This window comes from Prosthecomicrobium sp. N25, from assembly GCF_037203705.1.
Classification (GTDB): Bacteria; Pseudomonadota; Alphaproteobacteria; order Rhizobiales; family Ancalomicrobiaceae; genus Prosthecodimorpha.
On the sequence record NZ_JBBCAT010000001.1, the window covers coordinates 1,466,167 to 1,484,525 of the forward strand.

General features: G+C 70.0%; 16 protein-coding genes. 2 read left to right on the forward strand and 14 right to left on the reverse strand.

From position 1 onward, the window contains the following. Nucleotides 1-96 precede the first annotated feature (96 nt). Nucleotides 97-1,239, forward strand: a complete 1,143-nt coding sequence (locus WBG79_RS06610) for an AGE family epimerase/isomerase (protein ID WP_337356314.1) — start codon at nt 97-99, stop codon at nt 1,237-1,239. Between the two features lie 49 nt (nt 1,240-1,288). Here the strand turns inward: WBG79_RS06610 and WBG79_RS06615 are convergent, their stop codons facing one another. The 9 genes from WBG79_RS06615 to WBG79_RS06655 form a co-directional block, all read right to left on the reverse strand. After that, nucleotides 1,289-2,587 carry a TIGR03808 family TAT-translocated repetitive protein gene (locus WBG79_RS06615; RefSeq protein ID WP_337356315.1) on the reverse strand — a complete coding sequence of 433 codons (1,299 nt, stop codon included), beginning with the start codon at nt 2,585-2,587 and terminating at the stop codon, nt 1,289-1,291. 85 nt (nt 2,588-2,672) lie between these two features. Next, nucleotides 2,673-3,887 (reverse strand): TadE/TadG family type IV pilus assembly protein, encoded by a 1,215-nt coding sequence (locus WBG79_RS06620; RefSeq protein WP_337356316.1) that lies wholly within the window; start codon nt 3,885-3,887, stop codon nt 2,673-2,675. Nucleotides 3,888-3,969: 82 nt separating this feature from the next. Continuing rightward, the gene (locus WBG79_RS06625; RefSeq protein WP_337356317.1) at nt 3,970-4,623 is read right to left on the reverse strand and encodes a pyroglutamyl-peptidase I; all 654 of its coding nucleotides are present in this window, start codon (nt 4,621-4,623) and stop codon (nt 3,970-3,972) included. Nucleotides 4,624-4,657: 34 nt separating this feature from the next. Next, nucleotides 4,658-4,903 (reverse strand): hypothetical protein, encoded by a 246-nt coding sequence (locus tag WBG79_RS06630; RefSeq protein ID WP_337356318.1) that lies wholly within the window; start codon nt 4,901-4,903, stop codon nt 4,658-4,660. Nucleotides 4,904-5,002: 99 nt separating this feature from the next. Then, nucleotides 5,003-6,007 (reverse strand): methylmalonyl Co-A mutase-associated GTPase MeaB, encoded by a 1,005-nt coding sequence (meaB, locus tag WBG79_RS06635; RefSeq protein WP_337356319.1) that lies wholly within the window; start codon nt 6,005-6,007, stop codon nt 5,003-5,005. Nucleotides 6,008-6,081: 74 nt separating this feature from the next. Further along, complete coding sequence (locus WBG79_RS06640) at nt 6,082-6,678, reverse strand: DUF1131 domain-containing protein (protein WP_337356320.1); 597 nt, start codon at nt 6,676-6,678, stop codon at nt 6,082-6,084. A 90-nt stretch (nt 6,679-6,768) separates the two neighbouring features. Then, entirely contained in the window at nt 6,769-8,271 is a 1,503-nt protein-coding gene (locus WBG79_RS06645) for a tripartite tricarboxylate transporter permease (protein ID WP_337356321.1), read from the reverse strand. 5 nt (nt 8,272-8,276) lie between these two features. Next, a complete protein-coding gene (locus WBG79_RS06650) occupies nt 8,277-8,780 on the reverse strand; it encodes a tripartite tricarboxylate transporter TctB family protein (protein ID WP_337356322.1) in 504 nt (167 codons plus the stop codon). A gap of 112 nt (nt 8,781-8,892) precedes the next feature. Further along, nucleotides 8,893-9,885 carry a tripartite tricarboxylate transporter substrate binding protein gene (locus WBG79_RS06655; RefSeq protein WP_337356323.1) on the reverse strand — a complete coding sequence of 331 codons (993 nt, stop codon included), beginning with the start codon at nt 9,883-9,885 and terminating at the stop codon, nt 8,893-8,895. Between the two features lie 243 nt (nt 9,886-10,128). Between WBG79_RS06655 and WBG79_RS06660 the strand changes: the two genes are divergently transcribed. Continuing rightward, nucleotides 10,129-12,081, forward strand: coding sequence for a potassium transporter Kup (locus WBG79_RS06660; protein ID WP_443147409.1), 1,953 nt, complete (start codon nt 10,129-10,131; stop codon nt 12,079-12,081). Nucleotides 12,082-12,270: 189 nt separating this feature from the next. On the opposite strand, the gene WBG79_RS06665 is transcribed toward WBG79_RS06660, so the two are convergent. From WBG79_RS06665 to WBG79_RS06685, 5 genes are all read right to left on the reverse strand, one after another. Then, complete coding sequence (locus tag WBG79_RS06665) at nt 12,271-13,038, reverse strand: PdaC/SigV domain-containing protein (RefSeq protein ID WP_337356324.1); 768 nt, start codon at nt 13,036-13,038, stop codon at nt 12,271-12,273. Next, a complete protein-coding gene (locus tag WBG79_RS06670; protein ID WP_337356325.1) occupies nt 13,035-13,424 on the reverse strand; it encodes a type II toxin-antitoxin system VapC family toxin in 390 nt (129 codons plus the stop codon). Before WBG79_RS06670 ends, WBG79_RS06665 begins: the two co-directional genes overlap by 4 nt. Continuing rightward, the gene (locus WBG79_RS06675; RefSeq protein WP_337356326.1) at nt 13,421-13,684 is read right to left on the reverse strand and encodes a type II toxin-antitoxin system VapB family antitoxin; all 264 of its coding nucleotides are present in this window, start codon (nt 13,682-13,684) and stop codon (nt 13,421-13,423) included. Before WBG79_RS06675 ends, WBG79_RS06670 begins: the two co-directional genes overlap by 4 nt. A gap of 71 nt (nt 13,685-13,755) precedes the next feature. Beyond that, on the reverse strand, nt 13,756-15,927 hold the full coding sequence (scpA, locus tag WBG79_RS06680) for a methylmalonyl-CoA mutase (protein ID WP_337356327.1): 2,172 nt from the start codon (nt 15,925-15,927) through the stop codon (nt 13,756-13,758). Nucleotides 15,928-16,036: 109 nt separating this feature from the next. After that, nucleotides 16,037-17,794, reverse strand: coding sequence for a methylmalonyl-CoA mutase family protein (locus WBG79_RS06685; protein WP_337356328.1), 1,758 nt, complete (start codon nt 17,792-17,794; stop codon nt 16,037-16,039). Between the last annotated feature and the right edge of the window lie 565 nt (nt 17,795-18,359).

An 18,359-nucleotide genomic window follows, 5' to 3' on the forward strand; every position in this document is an offset into this window, starting at 1 on the left:
CACGGCCGAGCCCGAGCCACAGTCGGACCAGTTCGCGCTTGCGGGCGCGCCGCTCATTCCCGATGAAGGAGGAGAATCGAGGGGAGGGACGAGCGCATGTCGGCACTGGACGAAGCGGCCGGGCGGGCCCGGCGGTGGCTCGTCGGCGAGGCGGCGCCGCTCTGGTGGGCGAACGGTCGCGACCCGGCCGGCGGCTTCGTGGAGCGGATCGGCCTCGACGGCGTGGCGCTGCGGGAACGGCGTCGCGCCCGGGTGAGCGCCCGGCAGGTCTACGCCTTCGCGGTCGCCGCCCGGCTCGGCTGGGACGGCCCCGTCGCGGCGGCGCTCCGCCACGGGCTCGACTTCCTGCAGGGTCCGGCCGCCCGTTCCGACGGCGGCATCGTCGCCACCGTCGCCCCGGACGGCACCATCCCGGACGCCGGCCCGGACCTCTACGACCAGGCCTTCTGGCTGCTGGCGCTCGCCGAGGCGCGGGCGAGCCTCGACGACCCGGCGCTCGAGGACGCCGGCCTGCGGGTGCTCGACCTCATGGAGGCGCGCATGCGCCACCCCGTCGCCGGCTACGAGGAGCGCGACCGCCGCGTCCTGCCGCTCCGGGCCAATCCGCACATGCACCTGCTCGAGGCCGCGGCCGCTTGGGTGCCGCGCGGCCGCAGCCCGCGCTGGCGCGCGCTCGGCGCCGAGATGGCCGGCATGGCCCTTCGCTTCTTCCGCGATCCGGCGACCGGCGCGCTCCTGGAGTTCTTCGACGGCGACTGGCGCCCGCTGCCGGGCGCGGCGGGCGACGTGGTGGAGCCCGGGCACCTCTATGAATGGACGTGGCTGCTCTGGCGCTGGCAGACGCTGACCGGCGAGGACGTCCGTCCGGTGGCGCTGCGTTTCGCCGAGATCGCCCGCCAGCACGGCCTCGACCCGTCGCGCGGTGTCGCCATCGACGAGATCGGCCGCGACCTGGCCCCCCGGCGCCGCACGGCCCGTCTCTGGCCGCAGACGGAGCGACTCAAGGCCGGCCTGGCGCTCAGGGCCTGGGGTCCCCCCGGCTCGGACCTCGCCCGCATCGGCGAAGCCGAGGCGCTCGCCGCCTGGGAAGCGCTCGAGCGGTACCTGGACGTTCCCGTCCGCGGCCTCTGGCGCGACCGACTGGACGAGGACGGCCGCTTCGCCGAGGAACCCGCCCCCGCCTCGAGTTTCTACCATCTCGCCTGCGCGATCGGCGAACTCGCCGGCGCGGTCGCCTGACGCCGCCGCGCCGTCCTCCCACGCTCCGCGAACTCCCCGGCGCGGGCCGTCAGCCCGCCACCCGGTTCCGCTCGATGGTCAGGAACGGGAAGGCCTCGACCCCGCCGCGCGCGAGGTCCCCGGTCGCGGCGTCCGCGCCCCGGAAGCCGACGATCGCGCCCGAGCGGGCGCCCCGGATCAGGTTGTCGGCGACGAGCGCCGGGCCGGCTCCGTCCGCCACCGACACGGAGATCCCGATCCCCGCGTTGCGGACGACGTTCCCGGTCGCCGTGACGTCCCGCTGCCAGCGCCCGAACCCGATCGCGATTCCGACGAGCGGCGCACCCTCGACCACATTGCCCGTCACCGCCGTGTCGGCTTCCACCGCGATGCCGCTGCCGAAGCCGGGCGGATCGGCCCGGTAGGGCCCCTCCCGGCGGAGATTGCGGACGATGTTGCCGGACACCACCGCCAGCCGGCCCCCCTCGTTGAAGTTCGTCACCGAAATGCCGACCGCCGCGCCGTCCACCAGGTTGTTGGCGATCAGCGCGCCCTCGAAGGCGAACTCCGCGTAGAGCGCGGTCTCGCCCGAGCGCAGGCACTGGTTCCCGGTCATCTGCACATTGGAGGCGCTGTTGGCGCGGATGGCCGTGAAGGCGCAGTCGGCGATCCGGTTGTCGGCCGCGATCACCCCGCCGGCCCGGAAGAAGTTGATGCCGTTGCCGTTCTGGCCCGTGCCGCCGGCATCGGCGCGGATCCGCGCGATCCGGTTGCCGGACACGAGGGTGCCGTCCTCGCCGGGCGCCGAGCGCCAGACGAGGATCCCCCCGTTGCCGCAGTGCTCGACCCGATTGTCCCGCACCACGAGGCCGCTCGCGTCCAGGGAGAAGAGCCCCGCCTGCCCGGCGAGGGTGAAGGACGAGCGCTCGACCCGCCCCGCGCAGGCCTGGAGCCGCAACCCGTGCCCGGTCGTGCGCGTGAAGGCGCAACTGTCGACGTGGAGGTCGGCGACGCCCGCGAGCGCCACGATCCCCTCTGCGGCTCCGAGGGTCTGAAAGCCGCCGTCGAAGGTGAGGCCGGTGAGGTGGAGGGAGGCGGCGCCTTCGGCGATCGCGATCGGCCGCGGCGCCGCCGCCACGAGTCGCGTCCGGCCCGGCACGCCGACCAGCCGCGTCCCGTCGGGAAGTTTCAGCCCGGTCGCCGCGAAGGTACCCGGCCCGAGCGTCACGGGCTCCCCCGCTCGCGCCGCTCGATCGATCGCCTCCTGTAGGTCGCCCCCCGGCGCGAGGGCGGGGGTGGCTGCGCCGGCCGCAGGGCCGGCAGCCGCGACGGACAGCAGGTGGATGACGAACTGCCGCCTCTGCAGCATGGCGATGGTCGATCTCCGACGTGTGGAACCGGGCGAGCCGGATGCGACCCCGACCGCCCGCCCGCGCCCGAATCGGCGAGGGCCTTCACCGAGAAAGATACGTCCGCTGGATCCGCTTCGCGATCTGGGCGAAGACCTCGTCGATGTCCTTCTTCGCCGAGTAGTACGAATTGTCCGGATTGCCCGCACAGGTCTTCAAGGGCGGGTCTTTCTTGGTCTCTTCGTCATAGTTGATCGCATAGATGGTAATGCCATCGGCTCGCATCTTGTCGCAGATCTCGTTCAGGATCTTCTTTGCCTCGGCCTTGTTAATTTCGTCGAACCAGGCGCCGGAGCTGTCGGGGTTGCCCTTGTCTCTCGTGTTCATCTGGCCGTCGGTCATGATCACCATCAGCTTCGGAATGGCGTCCGATTTCTTGTGGGGCAGCGACGCGGTACCCCACTGGCCCTGCCACTTCTCCGAGAGGCTCATCCAGCCCCAGAAGGCTCCCTGGTCGATGCGGGTCGTGCCCTGCGACGTCAGCGCCTTGATGCTGTCGATCAGGAGCGTCCGCCGGTTCGTGAGCGGAACGACGGGCTTCGGGCAGTATTTCTTGAGTTTTGCCGCCTCGGGCCTCGTGTCGCTGGCGATGAACTTCACGAGGGGAGGGGGCGTGTCGCTCGTCGCGGCCGCACCTTCCTTGGGCTCCACGCAACCGGAGAAGCTCCCCGGATCGCTGTCCAGCCAGGATGTCCGGGTCGGCCCGATGTTGACCCGCGTGTCGAAGGGGACGAGCGCCATGTAGGTGGCGCCGGTCTCTCCCTTGACCAGGCTGTCGACGAAGGAGAGCGCCGCGGACCGCATCGGCTCCATGCGGCCCTCCTCGATCATGGACGAGGTCACGTCGAGGACGAGCGCGACTTCGAGACCCGGGGAACTGAGGCTGACCGAGTTGTCGACCACCGTGTCGAGCGTCTGGAGTCCCACCAGGGGCAGAAAGGCCGTCCTGACCTGCACCTTGGCGGTGCCGTCCAGGGCGCCGTTCCTGGATGTCAGCCGGTAGTCCTTCACCGCCATCGCGTCGGCTGCCTCCGAGGCGAAGTCGGTCATCAGCGTCTTGAACAGCTTTTGCTGCCCGTCCGCGTCGGTCAGCTTCGAGGCCGCGAGCACCGCCCTGTCGAGCGCGTCGGCGGTGCGGACCTTGGCGGTCGACAGGCGGGCGAAGTCGAGCGAACCTCCGACCAGAACCGCAAAGACGAAGATCAGTCCGCATACGATGAGGCTGACGTTTCCGCTCTCCGACTGTTTCAGGTCGCGCATGCTCGGGGTCCCGTTGGATCACGGGCACAAAGATTAGGTCTGAAGTATTAAACGAGATGGAAGAGGAACGACTTACATTCCCTTACGTCGGAAGGATAGTCGAAATTTCCTGAATGGCGAGCTCGGCGGCGCGCAGCAGGTCGGAGATCGTGAACGTCGGGCGCGGCGCCGGCCCCCGTGGCCGGCGGGGCATGCTCTCGACCGTCACCGGCAGGTGCAGGAACCCGGTCGGTCGGGCCGATCCGTCCCGGTCGGCGAGGGCCAGCGAGTGCCAGAGGCAGGCGTTGCAGAGATAGCGCCCGGCACTGCCGGAGAGCCGTGCGGGCAGCCCGGCTCCGGCGATTCGGTCGCGGATCCGCCGCACCGGGATGGTGGATCCGCGGAACCGTCCGGCTCCGGGCTCGATCATCCCCTGGTCGGGCGCGAGGCCTTCGGCATCGGGCAGGAAGGGGGCGGCGAAGTTGGTGGCCCGCGTTTCGATCCGCATGAAGCGCGACCGCGCCGCGATCCCGAGATGCAGGCAGGCGTCGGGCTCGAAGGCCGCCACCACGGCCGGCAAGTCGGCGAGCGCCCTGTAGGTGGTCGGGAACACGTGCGCGGCGATCCGGATGCCGAGCCGGCGCCCCAGCGACCCCTCGGCGAGCCGGCGGGCGACCACGGCGGACGGGTTGACGGGCGCCCCCGGGAAGGGACTGAAGCCGGTGACGAGAACCAGGGGAGGGCTAGCGAGGGTCACCGTCCCGGTCCCCCGGTCCGGGGCCGCCCGGCCCTCATCGCGGCGCGTGGTTGACTCCGCCGCCGCTCGCGGTCGCCCCGCACGCGAGCCTCTGCGCGAGCAACCCCTCCGGCGTCTCCGTCCGGCTGCGGACGCGATCCGGACCGTTGAGTTGGCGCTCCTGCAGCCATGGGTCGAAGAAGAACTCCGTCAGGGAGACCCAGAGGCTCCCGACGCCCCGCATCCGCAGGTAGAGACCGCGGCGGTCTGCATGCAGATCGAAGAGGCGGTCGGGTTCCAAGCGCAGTCTCCCCACGGCCCATCTTGCGCGACTCATGCAGGGTAAACCACTTGATTCCGCTATGGCAACCTGGAAGCACTGTTATTTTTCCCACCAAGCTCAAAGGCCCATCAGTCCGGCGATCTCCTCGACCGCCAGGGCCGCCGAGATCGTGCCCTCGCGCACGCCCGCCTCGAGCCCGCCCAGGCGCGCCTTGACCCTGGGGTTGCGCTCCAGGGCGCCGAGGAGCCGCTCCTCCAGGAGCGTCCACATCCACTTGACCTGCTGCTGGCGCCGGCGCTCCGCGAACTCCCCGGTGGCCGTGAGCTTGGCCCTGTGCAGTTCGACCTGCGCCCACATGGCCTCGAGCCCCTGGTTGGCGAGGCCGGAGACCAGCACCACCGGCGGCGTCCAGGTCGGGGTCTTCGGCGCCAGGATGTGGAGCGCGTGGCGGTACTCGGTGGCGGCGAGCCGGGCCCGCGTCGCATTGTCGCCGTCCGACTTGTTCACCGCGATGAGGTCGGCGATCTCCAGGACGCCCTTCTTGATGCCCTGCAGCTCGTCCCCCGCGCCGGGCAGCATCAGGACGAGGAAGAAGTCGACCATGTCGGCGACCGTCGTCTCCGACTGGCCGACCCCGACCGTCTCGACGAGGATCACGTCGAAGCCGGCGGCCTCGCAGAGCAGCATGGTCTCGCGCGTCTTGGCCGCGACCCCCCCGAGCGTGCCGGAGGACGGCGACGGGCGGATGAAGGCCCGCTCGTCGACGGCGAGGCGCGCCATGCGGGTCTTGTCGCCGAGGATCGACCCGCCCGTCCGCGTCGACGACGGGTCGACCGCCAGCACGGCGACCCGGTGTCCGGCCGCCGTCAGGTTGGAGCCGAGCGTGTCGATGGTGGTCGACTTGCCGACGCCGGGGACGCCCGTGATGCCGACCCTGTGCGCCCGCCCCGTGTCGGGAAGCAGCGCCTGGACCAGCCGGTGGGCCTTCTCCTGGTGCTCCGGCTTGCGCGATTCGACGAGCGTGATGGCCCGCGCCAGCGTCGCCCGGTCCCCGGCCCGGATCCGGTCGGCGAGGGCGTCGAGGGAGAGGTCGCGGGCGAGCGGAGCGGTCGGCGATGACATGCCCCCGGGATGGCCGAATTCGCCGCCCGGTTCAAGGGGTCGCCCGGCTTCAGGGGCCGAAGGCCGCGGCCCGCTCAGCCCGGCGGCGTCCAGATGATGCGCTGCAACTCGCCGGCCGCCAGCACCGCGCCGGTCGGCAACGTGGTGGAGGTCGCCGCCTCGCCCTTGAACGAGAAGGTGAGGAGAACGTTCGGCGCGCCTCGGGAGGTGCAGATCGCCATGCCGAGCCAGAGATTGCCGCCCATCCGGCACGACGACGGGGACACGCCCACCTGCGCGAAGGTCATGCCCGGCCGCTCCCCGGCGGGGCCGGAGACGTGGTGCGTGACCCCGTGGATCTGCCCGATCCGGCCTCCCGTCCCGGGCAGGATCTGCAGGGCCTGGACCTGCCCGCCGTAGATCTTGCGGAACAGAACGGTGGCGTTGGTGGTGTTGTTCTCCAGCCCGATCAGCACCGTGCCGGTCGTGTAGCCCGGCATCAGGCCCTCGATCGTCTTCGCGTCGTAGCGGGTCGAGCCGTCGAGCGGGCCGGCGCCGGCCGCGGTGATCTGCAGGAAGGTGTCGACCGAGGCCGTCGAACTGTCGAGCCGGTCCATCTGGGTCTCGCACCCGGCGAGGAGGACGGCGAGGATCGAGGAGGCGAGGGGGATCGCACGACGCGCTGGAAACAAATGGGAGATCCCGATTCGGAAGGCCGCGAGTGCCCGAGGCCTTACACCGGCTCCGCGGCGAAAGAAAGTTCCCGCCGCGAGGCCCGCGCTTCAGGCGGCCCGCCGACCCGCCCCCTGCCTCGCCCGCGCGACCGCCCAGGCGCCCACCGGCCAGAGCAGCGCCGCGAAGGTCATGAAGGCCAGGATGGAGGCGACGGGCCGGCTGAAGAAGGGCCAGATGCTGCCGTCCGACTTGATCAGCGAGGTGACGAAATTCTGCTCCACCATGGTGCCCATGACGATGCCCAGCACGAGCGCCGCCACCGGGTAGCCGTTCTCCTCCATGACGTAGCCGACCACCCCGAAACAGGCCACCGTCAGGACGAGGAAGAGGTTGTTGCCCGTCGCGAAGGAGCCGACCGCGCAGAGCAGCACGATGACCGGCATGATGGCGGACCGCGGCACGTGCAGGATGAAGGTGGCCAGCCGGATCATCGCGATGCCGAGCGGGATCATGATGATGTTGGCCAGGATGAAGATGATGTAGAGCGCGTACATGCTCGACGCCTTCTCGGTGAAGAGCGTCGGGCCCGGGTTGAGCCCCTTCATGTAGAGCACCCCGATGGCGATCGCCGTGATCGTGTCGCCCGGGATGCCGAAGAGGAGCGACGGCACCCAGCCAGAGGCGAGGCTGGCGTTGTTGCTGGCCCCCGCCTCGATCAGGCCCTCCGGGTGGCCCGTGCCGAACTTCTCCGGCGTCTTGGAGAAGCGCTTCGACATCGCGTAGGAGACCCAGGCGGCCATGTCGGCCCCGGCCCCGGGCAGCACCCCGATGATGATGCCGACGATGTTCCCGCGGATCTGCTGCTTGGGGTATTCCTTGGTGAGCCGCCACTGGCCCGCCATGATGCTCCCGAACTTGCGCCGGGCGAGCGGCGGCGGATCCGCGAGCGTCATCGCCCGCATCACCTCCGCGACCGCGAAGACCCCGACCAGCGCCGGGATGACCTCGATTCCGCCGAGCAGGTCCGTCGACCCGAAGGTGAAGCGCGGCGTGCCGGCCGGGTTCTCGATCCCGACGCAGGAGACCAGCAGGCCGAGAAACATGGACGCGACGGCTTTTACGGGGCTCGAGCGGGCCACGATCGTCGCGCACATAAGCCCCAGGAAGGCCAGCCAGAAATACTCGTAGGTGGAGAACTGGAAGGCCATCTCGGCGAGCGCCGGCGCCATCAGGATCAGCGACAGGGTGCCGATGATGCCGCCAAGCGCGCTGAACCAGACGCAGATGCCGAGCGCCAGCTCCGCCTGGCCCTTGCGCGTCATCGCGTAGGCCTCGTCCGTGTAGGCGGCCGAGGCCGGCGTGCCGGGGATGCGCAGGAGGCAGCCCGGGATGTCGCCCGAGAAGATCGCCATCGCGGAGGCCGAGATGATCGTCGCCACCGCGGCGATCGGCGAGAGGTAGAAGGTGACCGGCACCAGCAGCGCCGTCGCCATGGTGGCGGAGAGGCCCGGCAGCGAGCCGATCACCAGGCCGTAGATCGAGGAGGCCAGGATCGCCAGCAGGACCTCGGGCTGGAGGACGAGCAGCAGGGCGTCGACGAAGGTCTGCAAGGGCGTCACCACGGCATGGGGAGGAGCCCCGCCGGCAGCGGAACCCTGAGGAGCTTCAGGAAGATCAGGTGGACGCCGACCGGCGCCAGGAGCGCCACCCCGAGCGCCAGCCGCCACCGCGCCCCGAGCGCCAGCGCGGTCGTCAGCACCATGACGAAGCCGGTCGGCACGAAGCCGAGGCGGTCGACCATGAAGTAGTAAAAGAGCAGGAGCCCGGGCGGGATCAGGACCGACAGTCGCCGGGCGGGCGACATTCGCCGCTCGGCTTCCGCCTCGGATATGACCGTGCCGTCCTCCGCGGCGACCACCTCGTGCTCCTCCTCGAAGCTCGACCCGACCTTGAGCGCGATCAGGAGCCCGCAGACGACGAGCCCCGCGCCGATCACCATCGGAAACACGTTCGGCCCGACCTGCTGGCCGGGCACCGGCGGCAGTCTGGACCCGCCCGCGAAGGCGGCGGCGCCGAGCACGGCGAGCGCCGTCCCGGTCAGTCGGTCGGAGAGATGCATCCGGAAGGTCCCCAGGCGGTCGCGGGGCCGCCGCCGGACGGCGCCGGCGGGGCGGGTGCGGGGAGGGGGAACGCGCGGACCCGCCCGCGCGCCCCGGAGCTTCGGATGGGCGTCAGGTCTTGGCGAGACCCGCGGCCTTCATGCTCTCGCCCATCTGGGCGTCGCCCTCGGCCATGAACTTGGCGAAGGCCTGCGGATCGGCCCACACGGTGCCGAAGCCGCGGTTCTTCATGAAGTCCTGGAACTCGGCCGACTTGTAGGCCTTGTCGAGGGCGGCCACGAGCCGGGCCTGGACCGGCTGCGGCAGGCCCTTGGGCCCGGCGATGCCGCGCCAGGCGCCGATCGTGAAGTCGATCCCGAGCGCCTCCTTGAGCGTCGGCACGTCCGGGAACTGCGGATTGCGCGCGGGCGCCATGATGGCGAGGCTCCGGGCCTTGCCGGCGTCGATCATCGCGCGCCCTTCCGGCACCGAGCAGGTGACGATGTCGAGCCCGCCCGCCGCCAGGTCCTGCATGGCCGGCGCCGCCCCGTTCGAGGGCACCCACGGCACCGCGTTCGCGTCGAGGCCCATGGCCTTCAGCCAGCCGACCAGCGCCAGGTGCCAGATGCCGCCTTGGCCGGTGCCGGAGGCCTTGAGCTTGCCCGGGTTCGCCTTGATGTGGTCGGCGAGTTCCTTGACGGTCTTCCAGGGCGCGTCGCCCTTCACCTGGACGCCGGGCGGGTCCGAGTTCATCAGCGCCAGCGGCGTGTAGCTTTTCGGGTCGAGCTCCGTCAGCCCCTGCCAGTGCATCATGGAGATCTCGACCGTGATCATCCCGATCGTGTAGCCGTCCGGCGCCGCGGTGGCGATCGCCGAGTGCCCGACCACGCCCGACCCGCCGGTCCGGTTCACGACGTTGAAGGGCTGCCCGAGGTCCCTCTCCAGGAGCGAGGCGACGATCCGCGCCGTCGCGTCCGTGCCGCCCCCCGCGCCCCACGGCACCACCAGGGTGACCGGGCGGTTCGGGTAGGTCTCCTGTGCGCCGGCCGCGCGGAGCCCGAGCCCCGCGGTGGCACCGGTCGCGGCGGCGGTCGCCATGAAGCTGCGTCGGCTGATCCTGGACATGGATGACCTCTCCTCGTTTCGTTTCCTGCCGGCGGCGGGTCCGTGCCCGCCGCTCGTGTTGTGACCCGGGGAGGCTAAGCGCTCGCCAGTTGTCTGACAAGGACCTGAGCGAAGGGCGTCCGTTAGGCGGGGCTCGCTTTCGCTGCGTCGTCGTGGTCTTGTTTGTGTCGGCGGTGCGGCGTAGAACCACGCGCCCATCGAGCCGGGGTCGCCGGTGACCCCCGGTGCGGCAGCAGGTTTCGGATGACGGACGAAGCGACCTCCGAGAAGCCGGCGCTCCCGCCCGGCTCAGACCACCCCGCCGCGCCGGCTCCCGGCAAGGACGCCCACGGCGGCCAAGGGTCCCATGGCTCCCTCTTCACCCTGATGCTCGGCTCGATCGGCGTCGTCTACGGCGACATCGGCACCAGCCCGCTCTACGCGCTGCGCGAGTCCCTCGTCCATGCGGCGGCCGACGGGCTGACCCGGGAGGAGGTGCTCGGCGTCGTCTCGCTGCTCCTCTGGGCGCTGATCGTCATCGTGACGATCAAGTACGTCCTCTTCCTCATGCGCGCCGACAACAAGGGCGAGGGCGGCATCCTCTCGCTCCTCGCCCTGGTGCAGGGCGCGGTCGGACGCGACTCGATCTTCATCCTCGTTCTCGCCGCCCTCGGCGCCTCGCTGTTCTACGGCGATTCGATCATCACCCCGGCCATCTCGGTGCTCTCGGCCGTGGAGGGCCTGAAGCTCGTCACCCCGGTCTTCGAGCCCTACGTGCTGCCCATCACCATTGTGATCCTGGTCGGCCTCTTCGCCGTGCAGCCGCGCGGGACCGGCGCGGTCGCGGTCTTCTTCGGCCCGATCACCGCCGTCTGGTTCTTCGCGATGGCGGCGGCCGGCCTGTCGCACATCTCCGACGACCCGGCCATCTTCCTCGCCTTCGACCCGCGCCACGCCCTCTTCTTCCTGCTCGACCACGGCATCATCGGCTTCGTCGTCCTCGGCTCGGTCTTCCTGGCCGTCACGGGGGCCGAGGCGCTCTATGCCGACATGGGCCATTTCGGCCGCAAGCCGATCCAGTTCGCCTGGTTCGGCCTGGTCTTCCCGTCGCTCGCGCTCAACTACCTCGGCCAGGGCGCGCTCGTGCTCGCCCACCCGGAGGCGATGGAGAACCCGTTCTTCCTGCTCGTCCCCGGCTGGCTGACGTTGCCCTTCGTGATCCTGGCCACGGTGGCGACCGTCATCGCCAGCCAGGCCGTCATCTCCGGCGCCTTCTCGGTCACCCGGCAGGCCGTCCAGCTCGGCCTCCTGCCGCGCTTCGAGATCCGCCACACCTCGGAGACCCAGGCCGGCCAGATCTACATGCCGCGCGTCAACTGGATGCTCCTGACCGGCGTGCTCCTGCTCGTGGTCCTCTTCAAGAACTCGTCGAGCCTGGCCTCCGCCTACGGCATCGCCGTCACGGGGGACATGGTCATCACGAGCTGCCTCGCCACCTTCGTCCTCTGGAAGGTCTGGCGCTGGCCGCTGGCGATCGTCGGCGCGGTCGTGGCGCCCTTCCTCGTCATCGAGCTGACCTTCCTGGCCGCCAACCTGCTGAAGCTGTTCGACGGGGCCTGGCTCCCGCTCTGCCTGGCCGCCTTCCTGGTCACCTGCATGTGGACCTGGGTGCGCGGCACCCGCATCGTCTTCGAGAAGTCCCGCCGCGACAGCGTCCCCCTCACCAACGTAGTGCGCATGCTGGAGCGCTCGAAACCGTTCCGGCCGCCCGGCACCGCAGTGTTCCTGACGAGCGACCCGGAGACCGCCCCGCCGGCTCTCCTCCACAACCTGAAGCACAACAACGTGCTGCACGCCAAGAACATCATCCTGACGGTCAGGACCGCGACCACGCCGACGGTGCCCGACGAGGGCCGCATCACCATCGACAAGCTGACCGACGACTTCACGCGCCTCCTGCTCACCTACGGCTACATGGAGCAGCCCAACATCCCCAAGGCGCTCGCCCAGTGCCGCAAGCTCGGCCTGAAGTTCGACATCATGGCGACCACCTTCTTCGTCGCCCGCCGCACCTTCCGCATCTCGGCGACCTCCGGCATGCCCGTCTGGCAGGACCGGATCTTCATCTCCATGTCCAAGGACGCCGCCAACGCCACCGACTTCTACGCCATCCCGTCCGGCCGCGTCGTCGAGTTGGGCCAGCAGATCACCGTGTGAGCCCCGGCTCGCGAAGTCCCGACCTCTTTCACGACCTCGGTTTCTGTCATGCCCGGACTTGTTCCGGGCATCCACGGCGAGGGCTCGGCCTCGTGAAGCGGATTGCCGGAACAAGTCCGGCAATGACAGATCGAGAGGTGGGGACTTCTGGCGACGGGTATGACCGCCCCGCGCGTGCAGGCGTCCCGTCTACCGCTCGCCGCCGACGAAGAGGCCCCGCATCTCCGGCCGGATGAAGCGGACGAACGCCCCGGTCGGGACCACGACCGAGTAGGTGCCTTCCGCATAGGACCCGACGAGGTAGTGCTCGATGGCGAATCGCAGTCCGGTCGCCTTGCCGGCCTTACCAGCCGGCTCCAGCGTGAAGGGCGGGAGTTCCGAGGCGTCGGCCGGCAAGGCGGCCGCGATGTCCTCCTCCCGGCCGGCGGTCTCGACGCCGCGCTCGGCCTTCTCCGCCATCACCGCCTTGCGCAGCCCGGCCGCCAGCGCCGTGAGCGCGGGGCCGCCCGACCGGGTCTCGGTGAGGATCTCGCCGAGCCCGAAGCGCGTCTCCCGGGCCTTGTCCCAGTTTATGGCCTCAAAGGCGGTCGCGCCGTGCGCACCGCCCGTGTAGGCCTCCGTGGTGACGCCGACCGAAACCCAGCGGGTCGAGGCGAAGCGGAGGCGGTAGCTCTGCTCGAAGCTCCAGCGCCGGCCGTCCCGGAACGCCTCCGGGTTGTTCGCCCGCTCGGCCTCCGCCTCTGCCTTCCAGGCCGCGACGGACCGCGTCACCTCGCGACGGATGCGAGTCGAAAGCTTGGGGACCTGCAGGATCGCCGGGTCGACCTCGACCAGAATGGTGGCGGCCGCCGTCGCCTCCCGGATCGTTTCGGGGGCCTCGTCGCCGCGCGCCGGCGGCCCCACAACGGCTCCGGCGAGGAGGATGGCCCCCAGCCGGACCCGGTACGTCGTTGTCATAGGGCGCTCTTCACATCCGTCAGCCCGAAGTCGTCCCCCTTGTAGAGAAGAGGCTCGCCGGTCGCCTTGGCAAGAGCGTAGGCGAAACAGTCTCCGAAATTCAGACGAGCCGGGTGCTGCCCGCGGCCGTAGGTCAGGTAGGCGGAGCGGGCGAGCGCAGCCTGTTCCACCGTGACGGGCTCGATGACGAGGCGCAGGTCGTTCAGCACCCCGGCGACATGGTCCCAGGCGATCGGACGGTCTCGGCGCGTCACTGTGACGACAAGTTCGACGTGATTGCCGGCCGACATGCGGGGATGCGCATCGTTTGCCACCAGCTCCGCGAAGGCGACGGCCTCCTTCTCATTGAGCAGGATCGCCATGATCGCCGAGGTGTCGACGATCATCGGGGCAAGCCGTCCTCGTCATAGATCTGCGCATCGATCTCTTCGCGTGTCGGCAGGTCCGGCCCCATCGCCTCGCGCCACAGCCTCGCATGCTCGAGGAGACTCGCGACCCTTTTCTTGATGTCCCGCTCTTTGTCGTCTTCCAGGGTCTTCAGCTTGTCCCTCAGCGCCTCGGTGACGGCGTCGGTCAGCGACTGGCCGGTGCGTTCCGCGACCGCCTTCGCCAGTTCGTAGGTCTCGGGACGCTTGATGTTCAGCATGGTAGAGGCCTCGTTCGGTATCTACCATCATAGGCCCGCCGGCACCCACCGACAACGGCGAGCCGCCGCGGTCACTCCGCGGCCTGGCGCTCCGCATAGCCGAGCCGGGCGTTCAGCTCGTGCACCAGCTTCTCGGCGGCGTCTGCGACCACTGTCCCGGGGGGGAAGATTGCGCTCGCCCCGGCGGCCAGGAGCGTGTCGTAGTCCTGCGGCGGGATCACGCCGCCGACCACGATCATGATGTCGCCGCGCCCGCGCGCCTCCAGGGCCGCCTTAAGGGCCGGCACCAGCGTCAGGTGGCCGGCCGCGAGCGACGAGACGCCGACGATGTGGACGTCGTTCTCGACCGCCTGCCGCGCCGCCTCCTCGGGGGTGGCGAAGAGGGGCCCGATGTCGACGTCGAAGCCCAGGTCCGCGAACGCGGAGGCGATCACCTTCTGGCCGCGGTCGTGCCCGTCCTGGCCCATCTTGGCGACCAGGATGCGCGGCCGCCGTCCGTCGTTCTCCTCGAAGGCCTCGACCCGCTTCAGGACCCGATCGACCGCGTCGCTCATCTTGGCGACCTCCCGCTTGTAGACGCCCTGGATCGACCGGATCTCCGCCTTGTGCCGGCCGAAGACCTTCTCCATCGCCAGGCTGATCTCCCCGACGGTCGCCTTGGCGCGCGCCGCCTGGACCGAAAGATCGAGGAGGTTCCCGGTTCCCGATGCGGCCGCGGCCGTCAGGGCGTCGAGCGCCGCTTGCGTCCGCGCCTCGTCCCGCTCGGCCCTGAGCCGCTTCAGCTTTTCGATCTGAGTCGCCCGCACGGCGGAGTTGTCCACCTTGAGCACGTCGATCGGCTGCTCGGTGTCGGGCTTGTACTTGTTGACGCCGACCACGGTCTGCGCGCCGGAATCGATGCGCGCCTGCGTCTTCGCGGCCGCCTCCTCGATCCGCAGCTTCGGGATGCCGGCCTCGATGGCCTTCGCCATGCCGCCGAGCCCCTCGACCTCCTCGATGTGCTGGAGGGCCTTCAGGGCGAGTTCGCCGGTCAACCGCTCCACGTAGAAGGAGCCGCCCCACGGGTCGATCGTCCGCGTCGTCCCGCTCTCCTGCTGCAACACGATCTGCGTGTTGCGGGCGATCCGGGCCGAGAAGTCGGTCGGCAGCGCCAGGGCTTCGTCGAGTGCGTTGGTATGCAACGACTGGGTGTGGCCTTGTGTCGCTGCCATCGCCTCGACACAGGTGCGTACGACGTTGTTGTACACGTCCTGGGCGGTGAGCGACCAGCCGGACGTCTGCGAATGGGTCCTGAGCGACAGCGAGCGCTCGTCCTTCGGATCGAAATGCTGCTTCACGAGCTTCGCCCAGAGCAGGCGCGCGGCGCGCAGCTTGGCGACCTCCATGAAGAAGTTCATGCCGATCGCCCAGAAGAACGACAGGCGCGGCGCGAAGCTGTCGACCGGCATGCCGGCCGCGATGCCGGCGCGAATGTATTCGATTCCGTCCGCCAGCGTGTAGGCGAGCTCCAGGTCCGCCGTCGCCCCGGCCTCCTGCATGTGGTAGCCGGAGATCGAGATCGAGTTGAACTTCGGCATTGTCTTCGACGTGTAGGCGAAGATGTCCGAGATGATGCGCATCGAGGGCGCCGGCGGATAGATGTAGGTGTTGCGGACCATGAACTCCTTCAGGATGTCGTTCTGGATGGTCCCCGAAAGCTTCTCCTGCGGGACACCCTGTTCCTCAGCCGCCACGATGAAGAGCGCCAGGATCGGCAGCACCGCGCCGTTCATGGTCATCGACACGCTCATCTGGTCGAGCGGGATTCCCGAGAAGAGTGTGCGCATGTCGTAGATCGAGTCGATCGCCACGCCCGCCATGCCGACGTCGCCCGTCACCCGCGGGTGGTCGGAATCGTAGCCCCGGTGAGTGGCGAGGTCGAAGGCGACCGACAGTCCCTTCTGGCCGGCCGCCAGGTTGCGCCGGTAGAAGGCGTTGGAGTCCTCCGCCGTCGAGAAGCCGGCATACTGCCGGATCGTCCAGGGCTGGTTCACGTACATGGTCGGGTACGGCCCGCGCAGGAACGGCGGCAGCCCCGGCCAGGTGTCGACGAAGTCGAGCCCGGCGATGTCCTCCGGGCCGTACACGGGCGCCACGGGGATCCCTTCCGGCGTCATCCACGCCTCCGCGGAGCCGGCTCCGGCCGCGAGCGTGGCCGCGGCAGGGTCGAAGGGGATCTGGCTGAAGTCCGGGATCCGGCTCATGCGGACATCCTCGTGGATCGCGTTCTGAAGGGGCAGCGCCACCGGGCGGCCCACTCGACCAAGCCTGCATTCTAGCACCGCCGCCGCCGCGCCGGGACCGCCGGTTGCTCTAGCTCTTCGTCGCGGGGGCCGCGGCGGCGAGCCGCTCCTGGAGCGTGCCGAGCGCGGCGAGAACGTCCATCCCCGCCTGCACGAAGCCGTCGATCCCGGACGCCGCGTAGGCCGCCTCCGCGGCCGCGTCCGCTGGTCGTCCGGCGAGGAGCAGGGGACCGGCTCCTGCCGCCCGGAGCGCGGCGGCAGCCTCGGCGGCCGCTTGCCCGTAGACCGCGTCGGAGGAGCACAGGCAGGCGCCCGGCGTGCCCGCGGCACGGAACGCGGCCACAAGCTCGTCCAGGGATGCAAATCCGTCGTTCGTCACGGCCTCGATCCCCCCGGCCTCGAACAGGTTCCGCGCCCAGGTCGATCGCGTGTTGAAGTCGGCGATCCGCCCGAGGTTGGCGAGGAAGATGCGCGGCCGCCGCCCGGTCTCCGCGAGGGTCCGGTCGCTCGCCGCGCGCAAGGCCTCGAACGGTTCGGACAGCCGCCGGGGCGGAAGCGGACGGACGATCGCGGCCGGCGTCGCGACCGCCGGGGCCGCCGGGGCCGGCGCCTCCTCCAGGATCGGGACGGCCTGTTCGGCGATGTCGGGGAACTCGCTGGCGCCGGTCAGCGGCTGCTTGCGGCGCGCGACCGCCTTGGCGCGGTCGGCGGCCGCGGACGCGACCCGCTCCTGCCAGCGGCCGCTCGCGAGCGCCGCCGCCATGCCGCCCTCCGCCTCGATCTCCTGGAAGAGGCTCCAGGCCCGCGCCGCGAGACCGTCGGTTTCCGCCTCGACGAGGCCGGATCCGGCGGCCGGATCGGCGACGCGCGCGAGGTTGGATTCCTCCAGCAGGATCGACTGCGTGTTGCGCGCGAGCCGCCGGGCGAAGCCGTCCGGCAATCCGTTCGCCGACGTGAAGGGCAGGACGGTAACCGAATCGGCGCCGCCGATGCCGGCCGCGAATCCCGCGATGGTGCTCCTCAGCAGGTTCACGTGCGGTCCGACCCGGCTCATGGACCGCCACGACGTCTGGGCGTGGAGCCGCACGGGGGCGGGGTCGATGCCGGCGGCCTGCTGCAGGCGCGTCCAGAGCTTCCGCAGGGCCCGGAACTTAGCGATGGTCCGGAACTGGTCCTGATCGGCCGCGAGCGTCACGCCCACCAGCCGGATCGCCGCCTCCGGGGCGATCCCCTCGGCCTCCAGGCCGCGCCAATAGGCGGTCGCGGTGGCCAGCACGGCCGCGAGTTCCTGCGCCTCGGTGGCGCCGGCATCGTGCCAATGGCGTCCGTCCGCCTCCAGCACGGTCCCCCGTCCGCGGTTCGCGAGCCGAGCCGCGCCGATCCGCCCGGCGTGCCGAACATGCTCCGCCGGCGCGGTCGCGATCGCGCCCGAGGCCGCCAGGAAGCCGAGCGGGTCGAAGGCCAGGGCGAGGTCCAGGGCGCCGGCGCCGACGCCGCGTGCGGCCGCCACGGCCTCGATGCTTGCCGCGACCGCCGCCGTGCTTTCGCCGCTGTCGACGCGCAGGCTGACGATATCGAGGTAGACGCCGTCCAGGAGGGCGCCGAGGGAGTCCGCATCCGTCGCCGCGATGGCATGCGGGCGCGCCGTCGCGGAGCCGGCGAAGACCAGTTCGAGACCGCCCGCACCGCCCTCCAGGTCAGCGAGAATCACCGCATTCGCTTGGCCCGGGTCCGGAATCTCGATCCGCTGCACGATCGTCCAGGGGGCTCCGGCGGGTCGCCCTTCGAGGGCGAGGGCGTGGCGGGCTGACGCATAGAGGGGTTCCACGGATAGGCCATCCGGAGAAATGCTCCGCAATTTTTCTAATGATACATTCTTCAGGGTCCGGAGAACGGCGGAGTGCCAGGCCGCTTCGTCGCGCACCAAGAAGTCTTGAGCAAGAGGAGGGAACTGACGGGTCAAGGCGCTTCTCCGGTCACTGGCGGATGTGCAGGGGTGTGGATATGCCTATGGGTAGGTGGTCGTCAACAATACTTTGAGCCAATCCGCTATACACTAAGGTACGCTCCTCATTCCATTTTGCTGCCTGAGATTATTTGAGTTTTCTGAGTAACGTCAGATTGTGGCGAGCGAATACGCACTGGTTGAACCGAGTGCCGGGGGGGCTCCCCTCTGATGGCAGCACGGTTTTAGAGCTTTGAGTCGGAAGGCAAAACTGATCGATGGTCGCAGGCCCCCTCTCCAGCCTGACACCGTCACTTTCGACAATTGAACATCGCGAGAATGTAGCTTCAGTTGGGCGTGCGGCGGAAGACACGAGAACTGTGCGATATGAACGATATAGAACGATGTGAGGGTATCTTCGAAGAAGCGAGAACCCTCGCCGACATAC

Bases quoted from the DNA above. Each gene is read 5' to 3' on its own strand.
- WBG79_RS06610 (WP_337356314.1), top strand. From the start codon at position 97: ATGTCGGCACTGGACGAAGCGGCCGGGCGGGCCCGGCGGTGGCTCGTC.
- WBG79_RS06615 (WP_337356315.1), bottom strand. From the start codon at position 2,587: ATGCTGCAGAGGCGGCAGTTCGTCATCCACCTGCTGTCCGTCGCGGCT.
- WBG79_RS06620 (WP_337356316.1), bottom strand. From the start codon at position 3,887: ATGCGCGACCTGAAACAGTCGGAGAGCGGAAACGTCAGCCTCATCGTA.
- meaB (WP_337356319.1), bottom strand. From the start codon at position 6,007: ATGTCATCGCCGACCGCTCCGCTCGCCCGCGACCTCTCCCTCGACGCC.
- WBG79_RS06650 (WP_337356322.1), bottom strand. From the start codon at position 8,780: ATGCATCTCTCCGACCGACTGACCGGGACGGCGCTCGCCGTGCTCGGC.
- WBG79_RS06655 (WP_337356323.1), bottom strand. From the start codon at position 9,885: ATGTCCAGGATCAGCCGACGCAGCTTCATGGCGACCGCCGCCGCGACC.
- WBG79_RS06660 (WP_443147409.1), top strand. From the start codon at position 10,129: ATGACGGACGAAGCGACCTCCGAGAAGCCGGCGCTCCCGCCCGGCTCA.
- WBG79_RS06665 (WP_337356324.1), bottom strand. From the start codon at position 13,038: ATGACAACGACGTACCGGGTCCGGCTGGGGGCCATCCTCCTCGCCGGA.
- WBG79_RS06670 (WP_337356325.1), bottom strand. From the start codon at position 13,424: ATGATCGTCGACACCTCGGCGATCATGGCGATCCTGCTCAATGAGAAG.
- WBG79_RS06675 (WP_337356326.1), bottom strand. From the start codon at position 13,684: ATGCTGAACATCAAGCGTCCCGAGACCTACGAACTGGCGAAGGCGGTC.
- scpA (WP_337356327.1), bottom strand. From the start codon at position 15,927: ATGAGCCGGATCCCGGACTTCAGCCAGATCCCCTTCGACCCTGCCGCG.